15 protein-coding genes and 6 pseudogenes are annotated in these 26,498 nt (G+C 66.1%); 15 read left to right on the plus strand and 6 right to left on the minus strand.

Translation table 11 applies throughout. From position 1 onward, the window contains the following. Nucleotides 1–200 precede the first annotated feature (200 nt). The 3 genes from ACIOHP_RS41935 to ACIOHP_RS41945 all read left to right on the plus strand — a co-directional run bounded on the left by ACIOHP_RS41935 (nucleotide 201) and on the right by ACIOHP_RS41945 (nucleotide 3,556). Complete coding sequence (locus ACIOHP_RS41935) at nucleotides 201–1,640, plus strand: carotenoid oxygenase family protein (RefSeq protein WP_401895781.1); 1,440 nt, start codon at nucleotides 201–203, stop codon at nucleotides 1,638–1,640. A gap of 808 nt (nucleotides 1,641–2,448) precedes the next feature. After that, nucleotides 2,449–3,282: a sensor histidine kinase gene (locus ACIOHP_RS41940; RefSeq protein WP_401895784.1), complete on the plus strand. Its 834-nt coding sequence runs from the start codon at nucleotides 2,449–2,451 to the stop codon at nucleotides 3,280–3,282. 4 nt (nucleotides 3,283–3,286) lie between these two features. Beyond that, entirely contained in the window at nucleotides 3,287–3,556 is a 270-nt protein-coding gene (locus ACIOHP_RS41945; protein WP_401895786.1) for a sensor histidine kinase, read from the plus strand. Between the two features lie 79 nt (nucleotides 3,557–3,635). Here the strand turns inward: ACIOHP_RS41945 and ACIOHP_RS41950 are convergent, their stop codons facing one another. Both ACIOHP_RS41950 and ACIOHP_RS41955 read right to left on the minus strand, forming a co-directional pair. Next, on the minus strand, nucleotides 3,636–5,315 hold the full coding sequence (locus tag ACIOHP_RS41950; RefSeq protein ID WP_401895788.1) for a hypothetical protein: 1,680 nt from the start codon (nucleotides 5,313–5,315) through the stop codon (nucleotides 3,636–3,638). Continuing rightward, nucleotides 5,312–5,752 carry a hypothetical protein gene (locus tag ACIOHP_RS41955; protein WP_401895789.1) on the minus strand — a complete coding sequence of 147 codons (441 nt, stop codon included), beginning with the start codon at nucleotides 5,750–5,752 and terminating at the stop codon, nucleotides 5,312–5,314. Before ACIOHP_RS41955 ends, ACIOHP_RS41950 begins: the two co-directional genes overlap by 4 nt. Nucleotides 5,753–6,266: 514 nt before the next feature. Here ACIOHP_RS41955 and ACIOHP_RS41960 point away from each other — a divergent pair. Beyond that, nucleotides 6,267–7,331, plus strand: a complete 1,065-nt coding sequence (locus ACIOHP_RS41960; RefSeq protein WP_401895792.1) for an alpha/beta hydrolase — start codon at nucleotides 6,267–6,269, stop codon at nucleotides 7,329–7,331. 337 nt (nucleotides 7,332–7,668) lie between these two features. Beyond that, nucleotides 7,669–8,340, plus strand: a complete 672-nt coding sequence (locus ACIOHP_RS41965; RefSeq protein WP_401895793.1) for an alpha/beta hydrolase — start codon at nucleotides 7,669–7,671, stop codon at nucleotides 8,338–8,340. A gap of 590 nt (nucleotides 8,341–8,930) precedes the next feature. Here ACIOHP_RS41965 and ACIOHP_RS41970 read toward each other — a convergent pair. Next, nucleotides 8,931–9,506: pseudogene (locus ACIOHP_RS41970) on the minus strand (transposase); the annotation flags it as partial. Nucleotides 9,507–10,391: 885 nt separating this feature from the next. Here ACIOHP_RS41970 and ACIOHP_RS41975 point away from each other — a divergent pair. The 6 genes and pseudogenes from ACIOHP_RS41975 to ACIOHP_RS42000 form a co-directional block, all read left to right on the plus strand. Further along, nucleotides 10,392–11,294 (plus strand): SDR family oxidoreductase, encoded by a 903-nt coding sequence (locus tag ACIOHP_RS41975; protein WP_401895795.1) that lies wholly within the window; start codon nucleotides 10,392–10,394, stop codon nucleotides 11,292–11,294. A 1-nt stretch (nucleotide 11,295) separates the two neighbouring features. Then, nucleotides 11,296–12,192 (plus strand): SDR family NAD(P)-dependent oxidoreductase, encoded by an 897-nt coding sequence (locus ACIOHP_RS41980; RefSeq protein WP_401895798.1) that lies wholly within the window; start codon nucleotides 11,296–11,298, stop codon nucleotides 12,190–12,192. A 94-nt stretch (nucleotides 12,193–12,286) separates the two neighbouring features. After that, a complete protein-coding gene (locus ACIOHP_RS41985) occupies nucleotides 12,287–13,384 on the plus strand; it encodes an LLM class flavin-dependent oxidoreductase (RefSeq protein WP_401895800.1) in 1,098 nt (365 codons plus the stop codon). After that, nucleotides 13,381–14,388, plus strand: a complete 1,008-nt coding sequence (locus ACIOHP_RS41990) for an alpha/beta hydrolase (RefSeq protein WP_401895801.1) — start codon at nucleotides 13,381–13,383, stop codon at nucleotides 14,386–14,388. Before ACIOHP_RS41985 ends, ACIOHP_RS41990 begins: the two co-directional genes overlap by 4 nt. Continuing rightward, nucleotides 14,357–14,878 carry a flavin reductase family protein gene (locus ACIOHP_RS41995; protein WP_401895804.1) on the plus strand — a complete coding sequence of 174 codons (522 nt, stop codon included), beginning with the start codon at nucleotides 14,357–14,359 and terminating at the stop codon, nucleotides 14,876–14,878. The genes ACIOHP_RS41990 and ACIOHP_RS41995 overlap by 32 nt, the downstream gene beginning before the upstream one ends. Nucleotides 14,879–15,183: 305 nt before the next feature. Further along, nucleotides 15,184–15,324 (plus strand): annotated as a pseudogene (locus tag ACIOHP_RS42000) (S-(hydroxymethyl)mycothiol dehydrogenase); the annotation flags it as partial. Here the strand turns inward: ACIOHP_RS42000 and ACIOHP_RS42005 are convergent. Then, a pseudogene (locus ACIOHP_RS42005) lies at nucleotides 15,318–16,117 on the minus strand (transposase family protein). The pseudogenes ACIOHP_RS42000 and ACIOHP_RS42005 overlap by 7 nt on opposite strands. Before the next feature lie 168 nt (nucleotides 16,118–16,285). Here ACIOHP_RS42005 and ACIOHP_RS42010 point away from each other — a divergent pair. The 4 genes and pseudogenes from ACIOHP_RS42010 (at nucleotide 16,286) to ACIOHP_RS42025 (ending at nucleotide 20,232) form a co-directional block, all read left to right on the plus strand. Continuing rightward, nucleotides 16,286–17,467 carry a hypothetical protein gene (locus ACIOHP_RS42010; RefSeq protein WP_401895805.1) on the plus strand — a complete coding sequence of 394 codons (1,182 nt, stop codon included), beginning with the start codon at nucleotides 16,286–16,288 and terminating at the stop codon, nucleotides 17,465–17,467. A 104-nt stretch (nucleotides 17,468–17,571) separates the two neighbouring features. Further along, nucleotides 17,572–18,291 (plus strand): annotated as a pseudogene (locus ACIOHP_RS42015) (transposase); the annotation flags it as partial. Continuing rightward, nucleotides 18,285–18,798 (plus strand): annotated as a pseudogene (locus tag ACIOHP_RS42020) (transposase family protein); the annotation flags it as partial. The pseudogenes ACIOHP_RS42015 and ACIOHP_RS42020, both read left to right, overlap by 7 nt. A 243-nt stretch (nucleotides 18,799–19,041) precedes the next feature. Then, nucleotides 19,042–20,232: pseudogene (locus ACIOHP_RS42025) on the plus strand (IS110 family transposase). A 136-nt stretch (nucleotides 20,233–20,368) separates the two neighbouring features. Here ACIOHP_RS42025 and ACIOHP_RS42030 read toward each other — a convergent pair. Together ACIOHP_RS42030 and ACIOHP_RS42035 are read right to left on the minus strand one after the other, a co-directional pair. Then, nucleotides 20,369–20,782 carry a hypothetical protein gene (locus ACIOHP_RS42030; protein ID WP_401895806.1) on the minus strand — a complete coding sequence of 138 codons (414 nt, stop codon included), beginning with the start codon at nucleotides 20,780–20,782 and terminating at the stop codon, nucleotides 20,369–20,371. Further along, a complete protein-coding gene (locus ACIOHP_RS42035; RefSeq protein WP_401895807.1) occupies nucleotides 20,779–26,094 on the minus strand; it encodes a DUF6531 domain-containing protein in 5,316 nt (1,771 codons plus the stop codon). Before ACIOHP_RS42035 ends, ACIOHP_RS42030 begins: the two co-directional genes overlap by 4 nt. Between the last annotated feature and the right edge of the window lie 404 nt (nucleotides 26,095–26,498).

Below are 26,498 nucleotides of genomic sequence, written 5' to 3' on the forward strand. Positions count from 1 at the left end.
GGGGGCGCGCCTGGCAAGAGAAGTGGCCCGGGACGCCTTTTCCTGCAGGCAGGTTGGCTGCGCCCGGCATCTGGGCCGCGCTCTGGTCCGACTTGACCTCTTCTGGATGCGGCTATACGGTCCCCATAGTGTCCTAAGAGTGCAGATTTAATTCCTGACTATCAGGACACGCTCAGGTACATGGCAAGGAGGGAACGTCCATGTGGGACCCCAGCAACATGTTTCTCAACGGGCCGTACGCACCCTGGCGCGAAGAGGGCGAGGCCTTCGATCTGGAGATCGAGGGCCGGCTCCCCGACGGGCTGAGCGGTGCCCTGTTCCGGGTCGGCCCCAGCCCGCTGTACCGCCCGGAGAATCCGAGCAGGTACCACTGGTTCGACGGTGACGGCATGGTCCACGCCGTCTTCCTGCGTGACGGCCGGGCGACCTACCGCAACCGCTACGTGCAGACCGCGGGCCTCAAGGAAGAGATGGAACTGGGCCGGGCGATCTACGGCGGTTTCATGAACGGCAGGGACACCCCCCTGCCGTCCGGCAAGTTCCCGAACAACCCCGCCAACACGCACGTACAGCTGTACGGCAGCCGTCTGCTGGCCTTCTGTGAGGGCTACCCTCCGCGCGAGTTGCGACCGGACACCCTGGAGACGGTCAGCGAGCAGTACAACTTCCGTGGCGGGGTCGTCGGCCCCCTGACCGCGCACCACAAGGTCGATCCGACGAACGGTGACTTCCTCACCTTCGGCAACATGGACGGCGCGGTCACGTGGTACCGAGCCGACCGCGACGGGAACATCCTCGACCGTCACTCGGTCGACCTGGGGTTCCCCGCCCTCACCCATGACTACGCCGTCACCACCGACTATGCGATCTGGCTGGTCAGCCCGGCGACGGCACGCTTCGAGCGCATCTTCAACGGTCAGCCTTCGACGGTCTGGGAGCCGGAGAAGCTGGACACATGCCGCTGGGCTGTCCTGCATCGCAGGACAGGCGAGGTGACGTGGGTGGAAGCCTCGGACGCCTTCTCCACGTCGCACTTCCTCAACGCCTACCAGGATGGCACGAAGATCGTCATCGACGGGCATCGCGTCGGCCAGTTCGGCCCCACCCTGAAGGACCTGGAGTCACCGCCGCCGGGCGGGGACTGGAACTGGTGGTTCAAGGAGATCATCACCACCCCCTGGCGCTGGGAACTCGACCTCGCCACGGGGAAGAGCAGGGATATTGAGGTCACCGACATCCAGGGAGAGTTCCCCCGGATCAACGATCAGCGAGCCGGTCTGTCCCATCAGTACGGCTACTACACGACGACACGCGGAGTCGGCGACTGGTTCACCGACGGCCTGGCCAAGCACGACTACGTCTCGGGCGAGACGTCGATGCAGACACTCGACGGTGTCCTGACCTCCCCGGGCGAGCCCGTCTTCGTGCCCCGCCCCGGTGCCCAGGCCGAGGACGACGGCTGGCTGCTGTCGATCTGGTGGGACCCGACCACCGACCGCAGCGAGGTCATCGTCCAGGAAGCCCAGGACTTCACCGGCACGCCCATCGCCCGGATCAAGCTCAACCACCGGGTCCCCATGGGCTTCCACGGGAGCTGGTCCGACGCAGCGGAGCTCGACGCCGCGGTGCACGGCGCCTGAGTCATCGTGACCCTCTGGTCGGCGGGGTGCTACGGCTCCCCGTCGGCCATCGCATGCCCGCACTCGGCTCAGCGACTCGCCCGCAGGATTGCCTGGAGGCCCGGCATATCGTCGAGCGCGCTTGAGTCTTCAGGTGGTACGGCTTGAGAGGTTGCCTCACGCAGTCCTGACCCTATCTCCCGAGCGCCGCGGCCCCTGCCCGGCGCGGTCGGAGTGGCGGAGCTGAAAGTCTGCGGGGAACCTGGTCTGCCTGCTTGCCGGGCCGGCCCTGAGCGCGGGGGGGACCCGACCGGGGCGCGGCGTGAGGTCCACAGCGCGTGCACGCGGCTGCCGCCGTACGCGCCACGGCGGCCAGTACGAATCCGGTGAGTCCGGACAGGTGGACCCCTGAGTGAAGCCCGGCCGTCATGCCTCCCATCTCGCTGCCCATCATGCTCGTTTCGATGTGAGCGGATCCCTGTGCCGTCAGGCCGAGGGGCATCGTCGCCATGCCGGGCCGCAACACCCGAACGCAGTGCGAGCTCTATGTGGCGGCGCAGCAGCGCGTCCGCTTTCTGGTGTGCCGTGCGCACCAGAGTGGCAGCCGTGGCGGCTGCTGCTGGTCGTTCACTGGGAGATCCGGGGGAGTTGGCCGAGAGGCGGAACGGCGACGGTGGCTCGAATCCGTGCCGAGACAAGGACTGGGGGTGGTCCGGGGTCCGCTTCCGCCTGCAGCTGAGGTTCGCCGGGCTGACGCGATATCTCCAGACCGATGAGCAGCAGAACAATTCAGCCGCTGAGTTCCGGTCCGCAAGACATGCATGCTGTCTTGGCTCTGCCGCTGGACACCGTCGACGCCACCACGTCCAAGATTCTCTGGCTGAACGCGGTGCTGCTGGTCGTCACCGTCGCCACCCTGCTCACGCTGGGCCGCTGGGTGGTACGGCTGGGCCTGCTCCCGCTGACTCGTATGGAGCACACCGCGGAGCGCATCAGAGCGGGGCAACTGGATCTGCGGCTCCCCGACATCGATGCGCGAACCGAGATCGGCCGGCTCGGCCGGGTGCTGAACTCCATGCTGGAGAGGCTGCAGTCGGCGCTCCGTGAACGGGAGGCATCGGAGGCGCGCATACGGCGTTTCGTCGCCGACGCAGGCCACGAACTGCGTACTCCGCTCACCGCCATCCAGGGCTACGCGCAGCTCGCACTGCGCCGGGAACGTCTGTCGGCCTATGAGCAGAGCGAGGCCCACCAGCTGATCGCCCAGAACGCGGAGCGGATGGGCCTCCTCGTCGATGACCTCCAACTTCTCGCCCAGTTGGACAGGGAACCGGCGTACGGTAGAAACCCGGTGGACCTGCTGTCCCTGGCGGCGGACGCCGTGCGGACCGCCGTGCGGACCGCCGCCCTGCACGGGGCGAGCCATCCGGTTGATCTGGGCTCCCTGTCGGACCCGGCGGGCAATGGCGAACTTGATGTGGTCGAGGCCGTCGGTGACCCTCATCGACTGAGACAGATCGTCGACAATCTGCTGTCCAACGCCCGTGTCCACACCCCGGCCGGCACTGCGGTCCACGTCAGGGTGGGGGAGACCCGGGGGGGGCGTGGATACCTGCGGTTCCGACCGCCCGGGGGTGGTTGGCGCTTCAGTGCCCATGCCTGACGGTATGCCCGTCAGCGTGGTGGAAGTGGCGGACGAAGGGCCTGGGCTCACGGCCCAGGACGCCAAGCACGTCTTCGAGCGCTTCTACCGTGCTGACCCTTCCCGCTCCCGTACCCACGGTGGTAGTGGCCTGGGCCTCTCCATCGCCGCTGCGGTCGCGCAAGGCCACGGTGGCCGCCTCGAACTCGACACAGCGCCGGGCAAGGGATGTACCTTCCGCCTTGTCCTGCCCGCGCGGCGTTCGGATGGGCGATCCAGTTGCGTCTCCGGCTGATCACCGCCGTCCTGCTACTTGTGCACCGGCCCGCAGATGGGTGGGGAAGAGGGTGACCCTGATGTACCCGGGCCTCTGCTCAAAAACTCTGCTCAGGTTGCTGCCCGGCCGTGCGTCCCGCTGCTACCGCTGTGGCGGCCGTGCGCCCGGCGAGCAGGACAGCGCTGGTCACCGAGGCGTCCACTGCCTGGTGCCTGTGGGCTCGGCGGTGCCCCACGAGGCTGCCGGCCCATCCCAGCAGGAAGGCGGCCGGGACGGAGACCAGAACCGGGGTGCTGTGGTCGAACCAGGCGAAGTCGGAGTTCGGCAGGAAGGCCTGAGAGCTGCCTGAGGCGGAGGGCGAGAACACCGCCAGGCCGCCACTCAGGATGATTCCGCCGTACACGGCCCACAGCAGGCCGGTTCGGTTGAAGCGGTCCCAGTAGAACGTGTAAAGCAGAACCGGGGCCACGGTCGACGCGGCCACTGCCGTAGCCAGCTGAGCCAGGAAAGCGGCTGAGCGTCCCTGCGCCAGTACGGCGAGCAGGATGCCGAGGACGCCGACGAGTAGGACGGCTACGCGCGCCACCATCAGTTCACGCGTGGGGTCGGACTGCCTGCGCTGAACGAGATGGTGGTAGGTGTCCCGGGCCAGGGCGGCGGCCGCTGCCAGCGTGGTGGCGCCCACGACGGCGAGCACGCTGAGAAAGATCGCGCAGGCGAGCGCGGTGAACAGCAGACGGCTTGTGCCACTTCCCAGTCCGTCGTCCAGACTGCCTGCCACGAGCATCAGCGAGTCGTCCGCATTGGACTGTCCGGAGAGAATGGTGTCAGCACCGACTCGAGCCGATGCCCCCATGCCCAGAATGGCCACGGCGACGCACACGAGCGCGACGACACCGGTCGCGTACCGGACGGAGCGGCGTGCTGTGGCGGTGTCCTTTGCCGCAGAGACGCGGCTGAGGACGTGAGGCATGCAGACGCCGCCGAGGACGGTCATGACCTGGCCTGCGGCGAAATCCAGGCGTGGTGTCGGTCCGACGTTGAAGAGGCCACCGGTACTCAGATACTGGCCGGGACGGGTGCTGTGCGCGTCTGCGGCGGTGAGCAGGGCGCCGACATCTCCGTGGAAGAGGCGGAGCACGGCCAGCGATGCGAAGAGCATGGCCGCGAGCGTGACGGCAGCGGCGATCACCTGTATGACGGTGAGCCCCTTGGCCCCGCTGAGCATGCCGCAGGTGACCACCAGGCCTCCGATGAGAACGGTGCACATCTGCTGTACCCCGATGGCGGAAAACCCGAGGAGTGTCGCGGTGACGTTTCCGGCGGCCATGAGCTGAGCCACGAGGTACGGGGCGGTGACCGCGAGGGTGGCCACCGCGGCGGCCACCCGCGGCGCGGTGCCTGGCGCCCGGAGCGAGAAGAGGTCGCCGAGGGTGAGGGAGCCGCTGAGCTGCAGGGGTCGTGCCAGTAGAAGGAGGACACCCAGCGACAGCAGCACGCTGGTGGCGGCGGTGATGCCGTCGAAGCCGACGGTTGCCACCACACCGGTCACGCTGAGCAGCAAGGATGTGGAGACGTAGCATCCCGCCAACGCCAGGCCGTTCTTCAGCGCCGAACGCTGCCGGTCACCGATGTAGAACTCCGGCGGGGAGTCTCCGCGCAGGCCCGCGAAGACCGAGCCGAAGAGGGCGAGGACCATGAAGAGCATGAAGGAGCTGAGGACCAAGGCGTAGGGATCATCGGCCGCCGCCGCGAGGAAGGTGTTGCTGTGATTCATCTGAACCCTCCGATCTGCTGGATGGGCACGGCGGTTGCGTTCGCCTCGGCGGGTGCGTGCTGCAGCGGGTCCAGCAAGCGTGCGCTGCGATGGTCGAAGCGGCGGGCCGTTACCAGCAGGGCCACTGCCTGGAGCAGATACAGCGACAGGCCCGTGGTCATGTCGGTGCTGAACAGTCGTGTGGCGAGCAGATCGCCGGGGAGCGCGATCAGGGTGACCGCGGTGCCGAAGCACAGGGCGTTGGGTGCGAGGAAGACCAGGTCCAGGTGCACTGCCCGTCGACGTGCGCGAGACAGCGGCGACTGGGCGGGGTGATCGGGGAAGCTGTGGTGCTTTGGTGGCTGAGCTGAGGGTCGCATCTCTACCTTCACGTGCTGGTCGGGTGTGGGTTGATCGGCGGCCGCTGCGGGCGCCGACATGGAATCCAGCGTTTCCATGAGGGGCGGCAGCGCCTGTCGTCGTCGAGCGGCCGGGGCGGCGGCATCCGCGGCGGAGAGTCGTCGGCGAGGTGTCGACGCAGGCGCTGACCATACCGGAAGGCTCCGGCGATGTCCTCTATTGTGAAACTTGAGTTCTGCTAGATGGGACAATATTGTTGGGGGTGTGGAGTGTGGGCGTATCACCGTCGGGCTCAGAGCTGAGCTCTTGCCGAGGACCGGTGAGCCGGTCGGATGCGTGGAACCAGCCCCGGGTCGGGGTGAGGAGGGTCTGTGTGACAGGAAGCCATGTCAGCCCCCCTCCCGCAGGGCTCTCGCGGCGCCCCTGGACGCACGGTCGCCTTTCGGTGTCCGAGGCGTCGGGCGTTGCCGCGAGGGCCATGGCGATCGCCTGGAAAGGCGTCCTGCTTTCGCCGAAGCGGCGGAAGGGTCGCCACAGGACCAAGGGCCGTGCTCCCTGCGGTATTCACAGTGCAAGTCGTGCATCGACGCTGTTTGGGAAGTAGGTTTTCGCATGCCTTACCGGTGGAAGGTCGCCCCCGAGGACCTGTTCGTCGAGCGGTACTGGCAGATGGTGAACAACGGTTTGCCCACTGCGGACGTCGACGCTGTCCGATCGGCCGTCACTGACATGTGGCTCGACGAGCCGGGCGGCTGGGTGTACGAGTGGTCGCGGCTGGCCGGCGGATATGCAGAGCGTTGTCAGCATCAACTTGCGGCACTGGCCTACGGATGGGCGAAGTTTCCCACGCTGGCCGACGACGCCAAGCGCACGGCGCTGGAGCGGCAGCTTAAGCAGTACCTGCTCGCCGCTCCCGGTTTCAAGGTCGGGTTCGAGCGGCGGGCCGTCCAGGTGCCTTGCGGAGTGGGGGTCACCGCTGTGCCCGTGCACTTTCTCACTCCGCCGGGCTGGTCCGGGGATGCCCCTGTCCTGCTCGCCAGCGGTGGAGTGGACACCTGGAAAATGGACCTCCACGGGATCTTCGAGGCTGTCGCCCTGCGAACCGGTATGGGCGTGCTGGCCTTTGACATTCCCGGCACGGGCGAATGTGCCGGCCCCATGGACTCGGAGGACGGCGCTGACCTGGTGCGCGCCCTGGCCATCGAGGCGCGGGCGCTGGGCAATGCGCGCGTACTGCATCTGGGTATATCGATGGGCGGCCACTTCTCGGCCTGCTCGGGCCTGGCGGGCGATGTCGACGCGGCGATCGTCATCGGCGGCCCCATCGAAGCGGCATTCGCCCCGGACCGGACCTTCGCACGCGGCATGGAGGGCGTCGCCGGCAATGCGTTGGGGTTCGACCATGAACCGACTGATGCACAACTGGCCCAGATCTGGCAGCCGTTCGATCTGCGCCCGCTGCTGAACCTCGACGCGAACGTGCCGATGCTGGTCATCAATGGTGCCGGTGACGTCCATGTTCCCCAGCACGACACCCTGGTCTTCGATGGCCGCCGGGACACGGAAGTCCACTTGCTTCCGGACACCGGACACTGCGCCGCTTCCAAGATGCCCCAGGTGCTTGAGCTGATGTTCGAATGGATCGACCGCCACGAGTTGTCGTCTGTGCGCAGGTGACGTGCTGGACGGCGGGGGAGGAGGCCTCATCGTGGGCAGTCGCGGCCAGGGTTTCCGAGTGGTGGCCGCCATGCGGTTGAGTCTCGGAGATTAGCTGGGTCCTCAGGGACGCCGCGCAGGTGGCGAACCGACTCCGGTGCCCGCCCCTGTGCGGTCGACGCGCGCCCGCCTGGTCGATCGCCCTGGCCGTGCGTCCACAGCCCCCGTTCGAGGTTGCCCGCAACGTGGCGAGTAGTTGTCTTGCTTCCTTGACGACGCGGCCCGGGGTTCCAAGTCAGCTTGTCGGTTGGGCCGTTACAGATGGCCTCACCGGCCCCAAGACGGAACGAGTCGCACAGTGAAAAAGGTTGTACTGATCCATGGAGCATGGCACGGAGCTTGGTGCTGGGATGGCGTCGTCGCTGAGTTGCAGCATCGCGGTGTCGAGGCGACAGCCGTCGAACTGCCACTGACCGGCTATGCCGCGGATGTTGCCGCAGCCCGCTCAGCGATCCAGGCTGCGGGAGGCGACGTGATCGTCGTCGGGCACTCCTACGGCGGGCGGGTGATCACCCAGGCTGCGACCGGCCTTCCTGTGGCCCGGCTCCTCTATGTCGCGGCGCTTCTCGGCGATCCGCGCGATGAGGACGTGCCGACCACAAGCAGTCTTCTTGGCGCGTCACTCCTCATCGACGGACTGGAGGTGAGGGTGGATCCGCAGGCGGCGGCCGCCGTGTTCTACGGCGACGCCGACGCGCAGGCCGCCACCGCATGGGTCGCGCGACTACGACCCATGCCGCTGGAGGTCCCCAGCGTGTCGGACGCCGAAGCTGCGTGGCGCTCGATTCCGAGCACCTACCTCGTGTGCACGAACGACCAGGCTCTGCCGCTTGTGTCGCAGCGCAAGATGGCTGCGCACGCATCCGAGGTCATCGAGTGGCCCACGGATCACTCGCCGTTCCTGACACGCCCGGCTGAACTCGCGGAACTGATTGTCGGAGGTACGTCTTACGGCCGCGGCCGCCGCTGAACGTACCGTGATGGGACAGCGGAGTGGTAGGGGGGCGATTGCCGACGTATGGACTTCCCCGCAGCTGTGTCCAGACGAATGTCCCCAGCTGTGTGGCGGCTCAGGTCTTCCGCTGGAAGCCAACCCCGCTCTCGACGCGCGTCGTGGGGTGCTTCGTGCTCGCCCTGGCCTTCTTCGAGATCCTCCTGCCAGGCGGTCTCGGCCAAGCTCGCGGCTGAACCGGGCAGCGTGACCGCAGCGCTCTCCGCGCACCTCGTCGCCGGCCCGAGCCAGGTGTGGGCTGAAAGAAGACCGCCGCGCCACCTGTTCTCGATCGTGGCGGGATCAGTGGCCGACCACCGCCAGTCCTGTGCCTTCCACCGTCTTCTACCAGGGCCTACGCCTGGGCGCCGTGGACGGTACCACCCTGTCGGCTCGCCGCGAGAAGGCTCATGCCTGGCACGTTCGCAAACACTGCGGCAGGGTCTGCATGCTCGGCCACCCCTGGTGTGCACGGTGGCCCTCGTGGAGTGCGGGCACAGGTGGACGCGGTCTTCGAAGCCGATGACGTCGGCGCACTCGCTTACGCGCTTACTGACCGTAATAGGCCTCTGAACGTGGCGGTGGGTGATCAGGCAAACGGCGAGTCCGGGGAAGGCGTCATAGATGTCGTCGCGTCGTTCCCAGCGGATGCACAGTCGGCGGAGGCTGTGCAGCCAGGAGGTTTGCTCGACCACCTATCGGAGTGTGCCCGGGCCAGTGCCATGTGGCCAGCCTCGTTTGGATATCGCGGACCGGATGCCGCGCTGCCGCAGTAGCCGGCGGTACTCGTCGTGGCCGTAGCCGCGGTCGGCGACGAGCCTGTCGGGCCGCCTGCGCGGTCGATCGGGCTGGGACGCATTTGGGTCCCTGCGTGCAGCCCGGACATGCGGTGGTCCTGTTCAGCAACAGCTGGTGCAGCTGGTCCCCGACGCCGCCTCGTTCCAGGCGGCCAGGCGGCGCGAGCAGGTCATGCCCGAGCCGAAGCCCAGCTCTTGGGGTAGGTACGCCCACTGGATGCCGGTGTGTATGACGAACAGGATGCCGCACACAACCTGGCGGTCTGCTACTCGTGGCCGCCCCTCGACTTGCTTTGGCGGTGGCTCGGGCAGCAACGGCTCGATCGACCACAGTTCGTCCGACACGATCCAGCCGCGATGATATTCCTGCCGCCCAACGCGGACTACTACGCGCCCGACTGTAAGGCGCTCGCTGCCCGACGGCTCCCACTACACCGCGGTCCTGCCCGCCGCCACCGAGCCAGGGGCGATGGGTGCGGTCGGCGCCCACGCGGGCAACGCGGCTTGTGAGAGCTCCACGCATCCCTGTGACGCGAGACGGTCCCGGGCACCCGCGCCTACAACGACCGACACTTGCCGAATTACGGTGTGCGCGTGGCTCCGCTCAACACCCGCCGCCGGGCCTCTGTCAGCAGCCACCTCAGCCGCACAGACACGAACGCCGATGCCTGCTTCCCCAGTTGCAAGCGGTGACCTACGCACTGTGCACTTCCAGTGCTGCTGCTCCCGGGTGTGCGGCTGTGGCGAGGTTGCCAGCTTCGGGTTGCACCGAAATGGGCGGAAGGCGCGTCGGCACTTCATATGTGTGACGCCGCGCTCGACTGGTGCCTGTGCCGCAGACCGCGCGTGGTTGACGCGTTGCAAGGGGGCATGAGCGCGCGCTCTGTGGACGTCTGGTGGGGCGTCACCTGTGAGCTGGTTCCCATGTGGGTGTGATGGGGCATGGCCAGAGGTGCCCGGTCCGACACCTTCTGGCGAAGGGTCGGAGCAGCACGGTGGTCCACTCGGCGATCTTGATTTCAGTGTCGTCACCGGCCTATGAGGCGGGTTTCGTGCGCGCGGCGTTGGGGGCACTCACTACGGAATGACCGCTGTGCGGGACGGCAGTGTCCCGCACGGCGGTCATCCGCGCTTGACTTGCTGACCCCCCTCGGTTTCACTTGTCCTATCTAGCGACATGGCAGTCCGATTATTCAGGACGCTATGGGGTGCTTGGTGAGGAGGTCATGCACGATGAAAGACGTTGCAGGCAAGGTCGCGTTCGTTACCGGAGCGGCCAGTGGCATCGGTCTGGGAATAGCTCAAGCCTTCGCGGAAAGCGGTATGAAGGTCGTCGTCACTGACGTCAGTGAGGATCACCTGGCCAGGGCCCGCGACCTGCTGACGCAGGCTGGCGGCTCCTTCCACTTCATCCCTCTGGACGTAACCGATCGCATCGATTGGCAGCGGGCAGCGGATGAGGCTGAGCATGTGTTCGGGCACGTCCATGTCCTGGTGAACAACGCGGGGATTAGTGCGCTCGGGCGGATCGCGGACGCGGGCTACGACGACTGGGACCGGATCCTCGGGGTCGACCTGGGTGGGGTCCTGAACGGCGTACAGACTTTCCTAGGCAGGATGCTCGCGCACAGCCAGGGCGGCCACATCATCTCCACGGCGTCCATGGCGGCGCTGACGCCCTTGGACGCCTCCGGGATCTACTCGGTGGCCAAACGCGGGGTGCTGGGCATGATGGAGGCTCTGCGCGCTGAACTGCTCGATTCAGGCATCGGAGTGTCGGTTCTCTGTCCGGGCCTGACACGCAACAACACCTGGGAGGCCTGCTCCCCACGACCGTCAAACAGCCCAGGTGGCCCGCCGCTACCACCGCGGGGCTCGCCGATGGATGCGGGGATGGAGGCCGTCGAGGTCGGGCGCCGAGTGCTTGAGGGAATGCGTCGGAACGACATGTACGTACTCACCCACGCCGAGTTCCGCGAGGACATTGCGCGGTACTTCGATCCTCTGCTAACGGCCTGTCAGGCAGCGCCCGACCGCGTGCTGCCGAGCGGCGGTCCGCCGCCTGACCTGTGGGGCGCTGTCTACACAGCGCAGGGACGGACCGGAAACCGCGGTCCGGTGGGCGAGGGAGGCTGAGGTGCGGGACCTTTCGGGAAAGGTCGCGTTCATCACCGGGGGTGCTTCCGGTATCGGCCTCGGTATGGCGAAGGCCTTCTCCCAAGAAGGCATGAAAGTAGTCGTCGCGGATATCAGGGACGACCATCTGGCGGCGGCCGAGGAGACTCTGGCGCGAGGTGGAGCGGAGTTCCACCTCATCAAATTGGATGTGGCCGACCGCGAGGCCTGGTCCAGGGCGGCCGATGAGGCCGAGCGGGTCTTCTCCCGTATCCACGTGTTGTGCAACAACGCGGGAATCGGCGTCCTCACCCCCATCGCACAGGCCACCTGGGAGGACTGGGACTGGTTGCTGGGGGTCAATCTCGGCGGCGTCGTCAATGGTGTCACCACTGTTCTGCCGCGAATTCGTGCGCACGGGGAGGCCGGTCATGTGATGGCAACGGCCTCGCTCGGCGGCATCACGGTCGCGGGTAACGGCGGAGTCTATTCCACGGCCAAATTCGGTGTCGTCGCGATGATGGAGTGCCTGCGCGAGGACTTGGCGGCCGAGGACATCGGGGTCACGGTCCTCTGCCCTTCGGCGGTCAACACGAACATCCACGATCACGGCGACATGCGCCCGGAGCGATATCGGGGCGACAGTTCCGATCTCGGGCCGCACGACGCGGGCCTAGATCCCGAGATGTTGAAAGGCATACTCGCGTCGTTCGGCAGCGATCCGTTGGAGGTTGGCCGTCAGGTACTGCACGCCATTCGCCACGACGAGCCGTACGTTTTCACCGAACGCATGGCTAAGGGCCTGATCGCACTCCGGCGGGAGGCGCTCCTCGCCCTGATACCGGATGAAGAACCCGATCTCGAACGCCTCGCGGCTGACAGGGCAATGCGCCGCGCCCTCACCGAATTGCTTGGCTGAAGCACCGGTCCGTTCTTGCCGGCCCTGCTCTTAGTCTTCTCGTGTCGGGCTCACACGCGCGACAACCAATAACCAATTTCTCGGAGGCAGCAACATGCACATAGGAATAGCCACAGGTCTTCAGCACTATGGTCCGGACGGCGAGGAGGCCGCCTACCCGGACGGCCAGTTCGTACGCGAGGAAGTCGAACGGTGGGTGCTCGCGGAGGAGCTGGGTCTGGACTCGATCTGGCTCACCGAGCACCACTTCACCCGCCACTCCCTCGCTCCGGACCCTCTGATGTTCCTGTCCTACCTCGCCGGCCGCACGCGGCGGATCCGGTTGGGTACCCAGGTGCTCGTCCTGCCCTGGCACGACCCGGTCCGCCTGGCCGAACAGATCATCACCCTCGACGAGGTGTCCAACGGCCGGGCGCTCATCGGACTCGGGCGTGGCATGGCGCCGCGCGAGTACAAGGGCCTGCGCATTGACCCGGAGGCGGCACGACAGCGCTACGACGAGATGCTGCAGCTCCTCGTGGACGGACTGGAGACGGGCGTGATGGAGGGCGGCGAGTTCTTCCAGCAGCCGCGGGTGGAGTTGCGGCCGCGACCGAGCCGATCCTTCAAGGGGCGGTTGTTCGCGGCCCTCGGCTCCCCCGACAGCCAGCGCCAGGCCGGCCGGCTGGGACTGGGGCAGCTGACGACCACCACACTTCCGTTCAAGGTGCCCGAAGGCGGGCTGCCGATCGACAGCTACCTGAACGCATGGCGGGAAGCGCACGGCCCGGACGACAAGCCTCCGGCGCCTTTCGCCTCGAGCATCATCGTGGTGGACGAGAGCGCAGACCGTGCGCAGGAGATCGCCCGCCTGTACGGGGGCAACGCGCAGCGCGTCGGCATCTGGCACTACCAGATGCGCGGCCGACCGGCCTACGGGCCCATCCCGGCGATCGAGACCGACGAGGACGTGGAGCGCATGGTCGACGGCTTTGTCTCGCAGATCATCGCGGGTACGCCGGACCAGGTGCTGAAGCGCCTGGAGGAGACGCGCGACCAGATCCATCCGCAGGGAATGTTCCCGCAGCTGTTCTTCGGCGGGATGCCTCACGATGAGGCGGTGCGTAACATGCGGTGCTTCGCCGAGCACTGCATGCCAGAGATCAAGAGCTGGCCGGCGTCCAGCAGCATCGACGGGGACGCCACGAGGTGAGCGGGCTCGACGGGACGTTGTTCCGAGCGGAAGCGATCGCGCCCGAAACAGCCGAGTTCAACCTGCGGCTTCGCGAGCTGGTGAAGGGCCTTCCCGGTCCCGAAGCGGGAGGAGGTATTCCGATGCCTCCGACGCAGCCTTCGGAGCGGGCGCGCACCATCCGGATAACGGGACGGGGTGGTCACGAACTGGCTTTGCGGGTCATCGCTCCCGACCGCCCCAAGGGCGTCTACCTGAACTTTCACGGCGGCGGTTTCGTCAGTGGCAGTGCGGAGCAGTCGGATCAGGAGCTGGAGCGGATCGCTCGGAACACCGGGCTCGCCTGCGTCGACGTGGACTACCGGCTGGCGCCCGCGCACCCTCACCCGGCGGCATGGGACGACGCCGAATCCGCGGCGCTGTGGCTGATCGAGAATGCGAAGGCCGAGTTTGGAACCGATGCGCTCGCTATCGGTGGCCTGTCGGCGGGCGCGACACTCGCGGCCTCCGTCCTGGTCCGGCTGCGCGAGCGACGTGGGTCCACCGGGTTCCAGGCGGCGAACCTGGTCTTCGGGAATTTCGACCTCTCGATGACCCCGAGCCAGACTCTGCTCGGCGCCGACGCGGTACCGGTTTCGGTGGACATGATCCGAGCGTGTACGAACGCGGTCGCACCCCGGAGCGAACAACGCCAGGATCCGGATCTGTCGCCTCTGTTCGCGGATCTACGGGACCTTCCGGCAGCGTTGTTCACGGTGGGCACTCTGGATCCGTTCCTGGACGACTCGTTGTTCATGCACGCTCGCTGGATCGCGGCGGGCAACCAGGCCGAACTGGCCGTCCATCCCGGTGGCGGGCACGGCTTCACCGGTGCCCCCATCACCCTCGCGGACCAGGCGAACGACCGCATCGATGCCTTTCTCCGCCAGGTCGGGCGCGACCCTCAAGGAAGTCCGCGATCGGGTGAGGAAGCGAGCACTCGGAGGTGTAGTGATGACGACAATTGCCACGAGGAGCAGCTCTGATTCGGGCTGCCTGTCAGGGATGTTCCGCGGCGCGATGGCCCAAGTCGTCACGCCGGTAACGGTCGTGACAGGAATCGAGGAGGGCGTTCCGCACGGTACAACCGTCAGCGCGTTCGCGTCGCTGTCGCTTTCTCCTCCGATGGTTCTCGTCTCCTTGGACCGCACGAGTGAGCTGTTGGGCATCGTGGGCCGGTCCGGCCGGTTCGGCGTCAATGTGCTGGGCTCGGCGCACTCGGATGTCGCCCTGCGCTTCGCCCGCAAGGGCGGGGCCGCCAAGTTCGCGGACACCCGGTGGCTGCTCGACCATGGACTGCCGCGGCTACCGGACGCGCTCGGCTGGCTGGCGTGTGAGATCGAGTCGATGGTCGACGGCGGGGACCATAAGGTGCTGCTGGGCAGGGTCCTGCACGTCGGCCATCGCGACGGCGCGCCCTTGACCTACCACGCGCGAAGGTTCGGGACCCACAAGGTGCTGGACGGCGGCTCGTGATCGTGGAGGATCCGGAGTGAACTCCGCCCGGAGGGCACTGAAGGCGGCTCGATTCGTCGAGAGAACGCCGGTGGCCGCTTTGCCGCAGGCCGGCAATGTTCGAGGTGCCGCTGCGGATGCCCGCAGCCGTCCACGATGCGGCGGTACCGATCCCTGAATGAGCTGCGCACACCTCCGAACCTCAACATCAGCATCTGGAGTTCTCGAAGGGTGCTGATGAGGTTCGCGAGGTTGCTCGCAGCAGGGGGCGCTCAGCCGATCGCCTTACGGTTGGGTCGTGAGCACCCGGCCCAAAGTGTCATAGGTACTGCTTCAACACGCACAACGCAAGGCAGGAGATGGCGCTCGCCGACGGCATTGAACTGTCGTCGGCGCTGGGCATCGGTGCTTTCGCGGAGAAACCCCTGGCCTGCGCCGGGACAGTGAGCTCTTTCCAACCTCAGGCTGACGCGTGGTGGTGAAGGACGAGGACGGCCTTCACCACGTCGGTGATGTGGTTGGTGCTGCAGCGGAGCTTCCGCAGGAGCCGCCAGCCCTTGAGGGTGGCCATGGCCTGCTCGCCGAGGCAGCGGATCTTGGCGTGGGTGGTGTTGTGGCGGCGCTTCCATCGCTTGAGACGGCGGCCCCGAAACGGGACTCGGACGGTTCCGCCGACACCTTGATACGCCTTGTCAGCCCAGCATTTGAGTCCCGCTTCAGCGAGGGCTTCGATGATCCCGTGCTGTCGCGCGGCGGTGAGGTCGTGAGTGGAGCCGGGCAGCGCGGGCGAGGCCCAGAGCAGTCGTCCGAACGGGTCGGTGAGGACCTGGACGTTCATGCCGTGGCGCTTGTGTTTCCCGGAGTAGTACGGGGTGTCGGCGGCAATCCGGTCGATCGGCAGCAGGGTGCCGTCGAGGATGACGAACGCCTTCGCCCGGATTGCATTCATCGCCTCGGCCAGGGACGGGCGAGGGTGGCCAGGATGTCGACGGCCTCGCGTATGTAGCGGAAGGCGGTCGCGATCCCGATGCCGAAACCGGCCGCGAGCTGTGCGTAGGTGTCACCGCACCGCAGGTGGGCCAGGGCCAGCAGAGCCTGTCGCGCTGCGGGAAGCCGCCGCCACCGCGTGCCGATCTCCCTCCGCCTGGCTGTCAGTTGCCCGGTCAGGAACCGCAGCGTGCGGCTGGACAGATCTATTGACGACGGGTACAAGCACGCGAAGCTTCTGGCGGACACGGGTGATCTTGGTCGAGGACCCATCTACCAGGAGCTTCGTCGTTGCGCAGGACCGTCCAACTCGGGGTCAAGGCCGTCAGCTTGGAATAGGCTCACGGTCGGCTCGCTCAATCCGCTGACCTTCACGGTCGATGTGACCGGGACGGCCGGAGAGACGAAGACGCTGCGCATCACCCTACAAGGAAGGTGATCATGGGTATTCGGGAGAGGCTTACCAGATTCACCCGCGGCATTCTGGCCGGGCTCGGCGCGGCCGTGCTGCTGGTTGCCGGTACGGTCACGACGGTGAAGGCCGCCCCGGCCGCTGCGGAGGCGGCTGCCTTCACGGTTTACATGGCGCCCGCGGGCGCCGGCGGTTCGGACGCCAACGACGGGCTAAGCTCCGGCAAGGCGGTGGCCACGCTGCCGCGGGTGCAGCAGGTGCTGCAGCAACAGAAGCCGACCACCGACGTCGAGGTGCGCATCAAGCAGGGCACCTACATTGCGCCGCCGTTCCACGAGTGGCGCTTCTACGTGCCCGGGCACAAGGTGTCGTTCATGCCGATCGACTACGTGCCGGGGCAGGGGGTCCCGGCGGGCGGGCTGCCGCTCTTCAAGAACGCCACATGCGGCACGGCGTACTGTGCCGGCTTCTGGCTGCAGCCGCGGCTGCCCAGGGACACCGGCGACCCGCTGTACGGCGGCGGCGACAGCAATCTCGACTTCCGCTATCTGCGGGTGGAGTACTACTCAGCGGGCGGCGTCTCGGTCTACGGCGACTCCGAGCGTGACGTCACCGACGAGAACTACAACCCGCCACTCCAGGTGCGCGGCAGTAAGGGCCTGAACCACAACACGTTCTTCGGGATGCAGTTCCGCAACCTGGGCAGCAAGTGGAGCGGCGGCTCCACCTTCGGCTACGGCGGCATCGTCCTCACGAACTCGTCCAACAACCGGGTGGAGAACAGCCACTTCATCAACATCGAGAACGCCGCCCCGTATCAGGGGAACATCCACGGCCTGTACATCACGCACTTCAGCTCGAACAACCAGGTGGTGCGGAACAAGTTCTCCTACGTCAGCGGCTATGTGGTGAAGTCACGGAACATGAGCAACTACAACTCGATTGAGTACAACGACATCACGCGCGCGGGGCGGGCGTCGTACTATCGTGGCGAGTTCTGCGACACGCAGTGCGCGATCGACAACGAGATCTCCCGGCAGTGCGCCTCGTACCACGACCGCTTCTTCAACAACACTATCCACAGCGGCTACTCCGGCGGCCAGATCTCGACCTGGTCCCTCAGCCCGGAAGGCCTCACCAACGCGGGCGGCACACCGTGCGCGATTCCGGCGGGCGAACAACGGGTGCTGACGGGCGGAAACTCTTCCTAGAAGGCTCATGAAGATCTTGAGTTCTGGCCCTGCCGCGTCAGCGGCAGGGCCAGACTCGTTGTGTGGCGAGGGGCGAATGGGTCGGTGAGACCGTCGGTCCGGACGTGTGGGAGACCTGCCGGGAACTGATCCCGGCGGAGAGTGTCGCGTTCCTGGCCGAGCACCGTGGCGAGTTGTTCCCGGCTGAGATGTTCGCGGACATGTACCCGTCGGCGAACGGACGGCCGAGCATGCCACCGCAGATCCTGGCCGCCGCGATCACCTTGCAGGCCTTGCACGGGCTGTCGGACTTCGAGACGGTCCAGGAACTGCGGTGCGACCTGCGCTGGAAGGCCGCATGCGGCCTGGGTCTGCACGACATGGCATTCGACCCTTCACTGCTGGCCTACTTCCGCCGCCGACTGTCCCGCTCCGCCCGCCCCAACCGGATCTTCGAGGCCGTGCGCGAGGTGGTGAAGAACACCGGCGTACTCAAGGGTAAGCACCGCCGGGCGCTGGACTCCACCGTGCTGGACGACGCGGTCGCCACCCAGGACACCGTCACCCAGCTCATCACCGCCGTCCGCGCGGTGATCCGCGAGGTCCCCGGCGCCGACGAGGTCGCCACTGCCCAGTGCGCCGCGCACGACTACACCGGCCCAGGCAAACCGAAGATTGTCTGGAACGACGAGCAGGCCCGCGCCGAGCTGGTCGACGCGCTGGTCGGCGACGCGCTGCGGCTGCTGGGCCACCTGCCCGACCAGCAACTCGGCGAGAAAGCCGCGAACGCGGTGGGCATCCTGGCCCTGGTCGCCGGCCAGGACGTCGAGCCCGCCGAAGTCTCGCCCCGACCCTGACCGAGGCGATGAATACCATTCGGACCAAGGCGTTCGTGATCCTGGACGGCACCCTCCTGCCGATCGACCAGATCGCCGCCGACACCGCGTACTACTCCGGGAAACACAAGCGCCATGGCATGAACGTCCAGGTCCTCACCGATTCGTTCGGACGGCTGCTGTGGACGTCACCCGCCCTGCGCGGGTGACGTCCACGACCTGACCGCCGCACGGCCCCACGGGATCATCGACGCGCTCGCCGCGGCCGAGCTGAAGTGGTGGGCGGACAAGGCGTACCAGGGAGCCGGCCACCCCGTCCGCGTCCCGTTCCGAGGCCGTCGCCTCAAGCGGTGGCAGCGTCGGCACAACAGCATGCACGCCAAGATCCGCTGCCTCGGCGAGCAGGCCATGGCCACTCTGAAGGGCTGGCGCCTTCTGCGGAAGCTCCGCTGCAGCACCAACTGCATCACCGCGATCGTCCAGGCCGTTCTTGTCCTTCACCACGCGTCAGCGTGAGGTTGGAAAAGGCTCCCTACGTTGTTCTGCGGGACGCGGTGAGCCCCTCGTATGGTTCACCCACCCAGGGGTGGCGGATGTGGCTCAAAAGGCTCTGCCGCTTGTGGCTTTCAGTGATTGGCCGCCCGGCGCCCCACGACGACTCGGCTGCCAATTAGGAATTGCGAATGATCGCTCTGTAGGGAATCGACAGCGAGGTCGTCCGTCGGGAGGCACCAGCACCACACCGTACGGAGGCACCACATGGCCGCGATCTGGGCCGGCATCGACGCAGGCAAGACCCACCACCACTGCGTCGCGATCGACGAGAGCGGCCACCGGCTGCTGTCCCGACGCGTCGCCAACGACGAACCCGAACTCCGCCAACTCCTCACCAATGTCCTGGCTTTGGGCGACGACGTGACCTGGGGCATCGACCTGGCCGACGGCGGGGCCGCTCTGGCCATCGCGATCCTCTTCAACCACGACCAGCAGGTGCACTACATCTCCGGCCGGGCCATCCACCGTGCCGCCGAAAGCTACCGCGGCGAAGGCAAGACCGACGCCAAGGACGCCGCCGTCATCGCCGACCAGGTCCGCATCCGCCGCGACCTGCACCCCATACGCACCGGCGACGACACCGTCACCGACCTCAAGATCCTGACCGGTCGGCGCATGGACCTGGTCGCCGACCGCACCCGCACCGTCAACCGGCTCCGCGCCCAACTCACGGATATCTTCCCCGGCCTGTAGCGGGCTCTGGACTTGACCAACGCCGGCCCGCTCATGCTGCTGACCGGCTACCAGACCCCGGCCTCCCTCCGCCGGACAGGCAAGAAGAGGCTCGAGACCTGGCTGCGCAATCGCAGGGTCCTGCGCGCTGACCGACTCGCCGAGACAACTCTGGAGGCCGCCGGCCGCCAGCACACAAGCCTGCCCGGCGAGAAACTGACCGCCCAGCTCGTGCACACCCTGGCGGCGGAGGTGATGGCCCTCAACCAGCAGGTCGCCGAGCTCGACAAGGCGATCGAGACCAGGTTTCGCGAACATCGGGACTTCGAAGTGATCACCAGCATGCCCGGCATGGGCGTGATCCTCGGTGCCGAGTTCCTGGCCGCAACCGGCGGCGACATGAGTCTCTTCGGCACTCCTGACCGCCTCGCCGGCTTCGGCGGTGTTGCTCCCGTTCCCCGCGACTCCGGCAAGATCAGCGGCAACCTTCGCCGCCCGCGACGCTACAATCGCCGACTCCAACGAGTCTTCTACATCTCCGCGTTGTTCAGCATCCGACACTGCGAGGACTCCCGCCGGTTCTACGACCGCAAACGCTCCGAGGGCCAGCGCCACATCCAGGCCGTCTTGGCCCTGGCCCGCCGTCGCGTCAACGTCCTCTGGGCACTCCTACGCGACGGACGAACCTACGAAGCCGTGCCTCCCACCACTCACGCGACTTGACAGACAGCATTAGGAATCACTGTGGATTCGAATCGATAAAATCCTAGGCACGTAAAATCGCTTCGGAAGCAGTGATCATCTCTCTAATTCGCCCAAGCCCTTCGCACTCGCTTTATCGGCTGATTAATGCGTCTCGTCAGTCGACCAGCGTCAGTTCCACGCCGTATCGCTCCTTCACATCACTCACGAAATCCCCCCGCCCTGCAGCAGGGAACGACCGGCGCCACCACCGGCGCTCTTCGGTTCGAATGAGTGGACCGTTCGCCAGAACCGTCCTGAACCCTTCATCAATTCTGGCAAGCTCGGCCGTGAACCATGAAAACTCGGGGAGTGACCGAACTTTTGCGTCGTCTGCAACCAGCTGGAGCAGATCACGCACGGATAGATCGTTCAAGTACTCCGAGACATCCAGATCATAACCGTCCGCACATTCATCGACCATCTCTTCCCAACTCCGCAAAGCCTCACCAGGAAGCAATGCAACAGTCCATCCGGCCTCCCTTGCGATCCGCCGGAAATGGTCAGCCAGGGACCCTTCGCGCACCATCACTTGAATTGCTCCCAGAAGTATTCCATCGGATCCTTGTGCGGGCGGAAGAAGGTTGAAATCGTTCCCCCGGAGTTCATATATCCAAAGTATCCCGTACTCGGGTCCACCCGGAAAAACGATCCCGGCATATCACCGGGCAGGGTGATTGATCCGGCAGGACCGTCACCCGACATGAAAGTGCGGGCTGCTTTCCTGTACTTTTCGAACCCTCCCACTCCTCGGAATTCCGGCATGTTCGCCGGCAGCTTGGACGGGCCGGTCACCTTTCCCTTGCTGTTTACTTTCACACCAAGAACGTGATCAGTGTAGTGCCTCGTCGCTGAGAGTTGAGAGTTGAAGTCGGGCAATAGCGCGAGTTCCTGTGTCCCTCTGAAGGGGACTCCAGGGCCGGCAAGTTGATTACCAGGCAAGGTCTTCGCGCTACCAACCGTTCCCGCCGGTACCTTCGGCCCTGGCAGGAGAAACAGCCCGAACTGTCCGACTCCACCGAGACACTGAACTGTCCCGGCGGCTACGTCGCCCTGCTGGAATGAGTCCACCCCGCGGCGTGCCGAACCGACCCCTGTGAACTCGTCGATGCAGCCCGTCCAGCCCCATCGGCCGTTCGCCCTGGCGTAGTCGGCTCCCGAGGTGCAAGTGTCCGCGAATGAGCTTCCGATCTTGTCCAGCGCCGGTTCCAAGGGGATGAATTCAGTGCCTGGCAGTTCGGCGGTCCAGCAGCTTTCGTCGCCGCTGCCGGGGATCCACCAGCAGGTACCGGCCGGGTCATAACGGTTCGTCGGACTGTTGCCGACGTACGTGTAGGAGGACTCGGCCGGGGTTTCCTGTCCCGGCGTCAGTGGGTCCTTGGCAGTGAAGCGGCCCTGTGCCGGATCGTAGGTGCGGGCCCGCATGTTGTAGCCGAGAGCGTTGGCGAGGCTGGTGTCCTCACCGCCCACGGGTTCCTTGTACTGGCCGGCGTAGCCGAAGTTGTTGTTCGGCTGATTCGTGTCGACGCCCGGGCCTCCGGTACCGAAGGCGCTGGTGTAGTCGTACGTCTTGGCCTGGGCGCCCGTGGCGGTGGTCAGGTCGGTGATGGAGCCGACGAGATCGCGGTGGTAGTAGTACGCCGTGTCCGTTCCGGAGACCACGCGGTGTTCGGACTCGATCTCGTTGTACGGGTTGTACTGGTAGTCCGCGTACAGGGCTCCGGTGGACGTGTACTCGGCTGCGAGCTGCGGGAGGCTGTTGTTGGTGTCCCAGGCCAGGGTGACGCCGGTCTTTGTGCGCTTGGTCCGGTTGCCGTCGGCGTCGTAGGTGAATCCCCACGTCTTACCGCCTGCGGTCATCGACGTCAGCCGGTCATTGGCGTCATAGGCGTAGGCGCGGGTGCCGGCCTTCGTCTGGTTGCCGTCGGCGTCGTAGCCGTAATCCGTCGTGGTGGACGCGAGAACGGACTTGGTCAGCTGGTCGGCTGCGTCGTAGTCGTAGGTGGTGGTGCCCTTGGCGTCGGTGCTGGTCTTGCGGTTTCCCACCTTGTCGTACGTGTACGAGGTCGTCGGCGAGCCCGCCGGGCAGGTTTCCGCCTTGGTGGCCGAGGTGCATTCGGTCTTGAGGCGGCCCGCCTCGTCGTAGGTGTAGTACAGCGACTCGGTGGTCAGTTTGCGCTGTGAGTCGATGCGCTTGGGCTGGCCCGCCGCGTCGAGGAGCGCGTGCCATCCGGTGAGGGTGGTGCCGCCCTTGGTGCTGGTGATGTCGGTGACGCGGCCTGCCGTGTCGTAAGTGCGGGCTTCGCTGTAGCCGTTGCCGCCGGGCAGGAGGGTACTTGTCAGCCTGCCTGCCGGGTCGTAGTTGTACGTGGTGGTCGCGCCGGCGGTGACGGCCGTTTTGCGGTTGCCGTCATCGTCATAGGTGAAGGCGGTGACGCGACCGTGAGGCAGGGTTCGGGCGCTGAGCCGGCCCGTGTCGTCGTAGTCGTAGACGAATCCCTTTGCCTGACCGGGTACCGAGGCGGTCTTGAGGCGATTGGCCGCGTCGTAGGTGAAGGTTCGGGTGCCCGTGGCGTCGGTGACCTGCTTGCGGTTGCCGACCGCGTCGTAGGCCGTGGTCACGTCCGGTGTCTCGTCGGAGTAGGTCGTACTCGTCGGTCGCCCCAGCGCGTCATGGATGCTCGTGGAGACGACACCTCGCGCGTTGGTGACGGTTTCGCGGTTGCCGTCGGCGTCATAGCCGTAACGGACGGTCCGCTGCAGCGGATCGGTCACCGACTTCAGCCGGTTGGCGGCGTCGTAGTCGTACGTGGTGGTGTGCTGGTTGTCGTCGACGCGTGCCTTGGCATTGCCTGCGGCGTCGTAGGTGTACGAGGTAGTTCCGCCGTCCGGCGCGGTGACCAGTTTGATGCGGCCCAACTTGTCGTATTCGGTGCGGGTCGTCTTCTCGTTCTGGTTGGTGGCAGCGATCTGCAGACCCAGCTCGTCGTAGTCGAACTTCTGGGTGTGGCCGAGCGGGTCGGTGATCTGCTTGAGATTGCCGGCCGCGTCGTAGTCGTACGCGGTGGTGTACTTCGTCGCGTCGGCGCCCGCTTCATTGCCCCGTGGGTCGGTCTCGGTTTCGAGGCGCCCGTCCGCGTCGAAGGTCCAGCTCTGCTTGCGTCCCAGAGGTGTCGTGACGCTGGTTCGGTGTCCGTCGGCGTCGTAGCCGTACGTGGTGGTCTTGCTCAGGGGGTTCTTGACCGTCTTGAGGAGGTCGTCCGACGTGTAGGTGAAGGAGGTGCTCTTGTTGAAGGGGTCGGTCACCTTGCTGACGTTGCCGTTGGCGTCGTAGTCCGTCTTTGTGGTGTGCAGCAGCGGATCCGTCACCAGCGTCGGCCGGTTCAGGGAGTCGTACTCCGTAGTTGTCAGAGCGCCCGTGGGATCGACGGTCCTGGTGAGGTTCCCGTTCGCGTCGTAGCCATACGTTGTCGTGTACTGCGAACGGTTCGCGCCCTCGATGTTGCCTCGCGGCGTCGTCGTCGACACCAGCCGGTTGGCCGCGTCATAGCCGTAGGTGGTCTTCGCGCCGGTGGGGTCGGTGACGGCCTTGACGTTGCCCACCGCGTCGTAGTCGGTGTGAGTCGCCGCATTGCCAGGAGCCAGGACATCGGTGACGCGGTTGAATTTGTCGTACGTGTACTCGGTGACCCGTTGCGCGGCGTCGATGGTCTTCTTGAGGTTCCCGTTCGGGTCGTACTCATGCGCCGTCACACGGCCGAGCGGGTCGGTGACACTCTCCAGGAGTCCGGCGGCGTTGTACTTGTTGACGGTGGTGTACTTCGCCGGATCGGCGTCCGCGACGTTTCCACGGGGGTCGGTCGTGGTCAGCGGTCGGCCTGCGGCGTCGTAGCTGTACGTGGTCTTGGCACCGGTAGGCGTGGTTTCCGATTTCAAGTTGCCTTTGGCGTCGTACTCGAAGCGTGTGACCTTGCCGCGGGGAGAGGTGGCGGTCTCGACATTGCCGAGAGCGTCGTAGGTGTAGGACTGCTTGCCCGCTTGGTTGTTGACCTCGACCAGCCGCTGCTTGTCGTTGTACTTGTACGTTGTTACCGCGTTGCGGCCGTCGGTGTATGTATCGATGTTGTCGTCGGCGTCGTACGTCCATGACTGCGTTAGCGCGCCTTCGACCCGGGTCCGCAGGTTTCCGCGCGCGTCGTAGGTCATCTTCGTGTGGTTACCGCGCGCGTCCACAGCGTCTGTCAGCCGCAACTTCGCGTCGTAGGTGAACGAGGTGACGTTGCCCAACGGGTCAATCCGGTTGCGCAGCAAACTGCCGTGGTACAGGTCCGTCCAGATACCGCCGTTGCCGTCCTTGTAGCTGGTCTCCAGCGTGGCTCGCGTGTACGTGGTGGTCTTGCCGTCGGCGTCGATCTGCTGGGTGACTCGGCCGGACCCGTCGTACGACGTCTGCATCACCAGGCGAACCGCGGCGTCAGTGATGCTCGCCAGCCGTCCTGCCTCGTAACCGTAGGTCACTGTGCCGCCGTCGGTACCCTTCACGGACGTCAGGTGCCCGGCGGTGTAGCCGTACGCGACGCTCCGATTGCCGGGCAGATCAACCTTGGTGAGCAAGTGGCTGGTCGGATCGACAGTGACCGCGATCGTGTTGCCCGCGCCGTCGGTGATCGAGCTGAGATCGCCACCTGCGTAGGCGAAGGAAAGCCCGATGCCTGCTTCGTCCTTCCAGGAGGTGAGCTTGCCCCCGCCGTCGAACGTGAGCTTCCCGTGCTTGCCGGTCGACAGCGTGAATCCGTCCGCCGCTGAGCCCGTCAAGGTGGCCGTGACGCCCCGAGAAGATGCCGTGTAGCCGCCCGTGGTCGTGTCCTTGGTGTACACAACGCGCGATCCGTTGTCGGCCACGTAGGTGACCTTGGCATCGGTCACGATAAGGCGTGCGTCGTAGGCCGACGTCCAGCCCTCTCCCAGCATTCCGGCACTGGTGTTGTCCGAGGCGTAGGTCCGCCTCAGTGTGAAGGGGACACCGGGGGCCGACACGGTGCCGTCCACGGCCGTTTCGTTCAGTGCACCCGTTGCGGTGTTGACGGGATCGCCCAGATAGCCCTGGACCGGGGTTCGGCCGGTGGTGTCCATGCAGACGCAGCCGTACGTCTCGCCAGAGGAGAGCGACACCGGCCGTCCCAGAGCCGCGATGTTCGGGCCCCGAGCCTCGGCGCTCCAATCAGTGGCGCAACCCCATCCGGATAGGTCCGATAGCGTTCCCCGATCCGCCGAAACGGCGATCTTCACGTAGTACTCGACGCCCTCAGTCAGAATCGTGGGGTCCGATACACCCCAATTTATCGTTTTGCCGGACCAGTCAGTCGATCCGTCCGGGTCGGAGTCGCACCACTGCTTGATCAGCGCATTGTCAGAGGCCCGGTACAGGGCCCTGTGCATCGACTCCGTACCTGTCGGGGTGTCAAATTTGACATTGCCCCATTCCACGTCGAACCCGAACCAGCCGTGCGGAGCCGTCCGCAGGTTGGTCGGAGGGCCAAGAGCCAGCGCTCCCACCCGGCTCTCAACTTCGCCATTCTGAACCTTGGCGTCAGGCGCCGGCTTGCTGCTCTTCAGGGTCTTACGCCCCGGAAGACTGATGATCGCGCCCGGCTCTTTGGGTGCGCGCATCTCGTCGACTTGGGCACGACGTTCCTTGAGCGTCATCGGGCGCTCGGGCTTCAGCGGCTTCGAGGAGCGTACTTTCGGGGTGGCCGTGGTCGGAGAATCTGGTGCTGCCGAGGCGGCTTGTCCGGTGAAGCCGCCACCTGCCAGCAATGTGGCCGTCGCGGCAACAGCCGCCACGACACGGCCTCCACGTAGGCGTAACCGCACAACACCCTCCCCAGCCGACGGACGCAAGCTGCTTGATCCTTCCCGATGTGCGGGACATGCCAAGCCCGTTTCCGGGAGTCGAATGTGAGGCGACTGTCACATGGCTGCACGTGCAACCGTTCGGGGTCCTCGTGCGTCAAACCATGATCGTCCCGCCAGCGAGAGTCAGGAGGCACGCGTGGAGAGAAGGCAACGGACGGTCTTAACTCGCCCGGTCAGGATGCTAGTTGGGGTGGCCCTGGGGGGATTGCTGCTTGGCGGGCTCTTCTCTGTGAGCGCCGTACCCGTACATGCTGAGAGCAGGGCAGAGCACGAGACCTCCCGGACCGCCGTGCACTCCCTGTCTATGGAGCGGGAGTCGCGCTTCAGACAGA

Origin of the sequence: Streptomyces sp. NPDC087859 (genome assembly GCF_044742595.1) — a bacterium.
Lineage (GTDB): Bacteria > Actinomycetota > Actinomycetes > Streptomycetales > Streptomycetaceae > Streptomyces > Streptomyces canus_F.

Bases quoted from the DNA above. Each gene is read 5' to 3' on its own strand.
- ACIOHP_RS41975 (WP_401895795.1), top strand. From the start codon at position 10,392: ATGAAAGACGTTGCAGGCAAGGTCGCGTTCGTTACCGGAGCGGCCAGT.
- ACIOHP_RS41960 (WP_401895792.1), top strand. From the start codon at position 6,267: ATGCCTTACCGGTGGAAGGTCGCCCCCGAGGACCTGTTCGTCGAGCGG.
- ACIOHP_RS41950 (WP_401895788.1), bottom strand. From the start codon at position 5,315: ATGAATCACAGCAACACCTTCCTCGCGGCGGCGGCCGATGATCCCTAC.
- ACIOHP_RS41985 (WP_401895800.1), top strand. From the start codon at position 12,287: ATGCACATAGGAATAGCCACAGGTCTTCAGCACTATGGTCCGGACGGC.
- ACIOHP_RS41955 (WP_401895789.1), bottom strand. From the start codon at position 5,752: ATGGAAACGCTGGATTCCATGTCGGCGCCCGCAGCGGCCGCCGATCAA.
- ACIOHP_RS41945 (WP_401895786.1), top strand. From the start codon at position 3,287: ATGCCCGTCAGCGTGGTGGAAGTGGCGGACGAAGGGCCTGGGCTCACG.
- ACIOHP_RS41935 (WP_401895781.1), top strand. From the start codon at position 201: ATGTGGGACCCCAGCAACATGTTTCTCAACGGGCCGTACGCACCCTGG.
- ACIOHP_RS42010 (WP_401895805.1), top strand. From the start codon at position 16,286: ATGGGTATTCGGGAGAGGCTTACCAGATTCACCCGCGGCATTCTGGCC.
- ACIOHP_RS41995 (WP_401895804.1), top strand. From the start codon at position 14,357: ATGACGACAATTGCCACGAGGAGCAGCTCTGATTCGGGCTGCCTGTCA.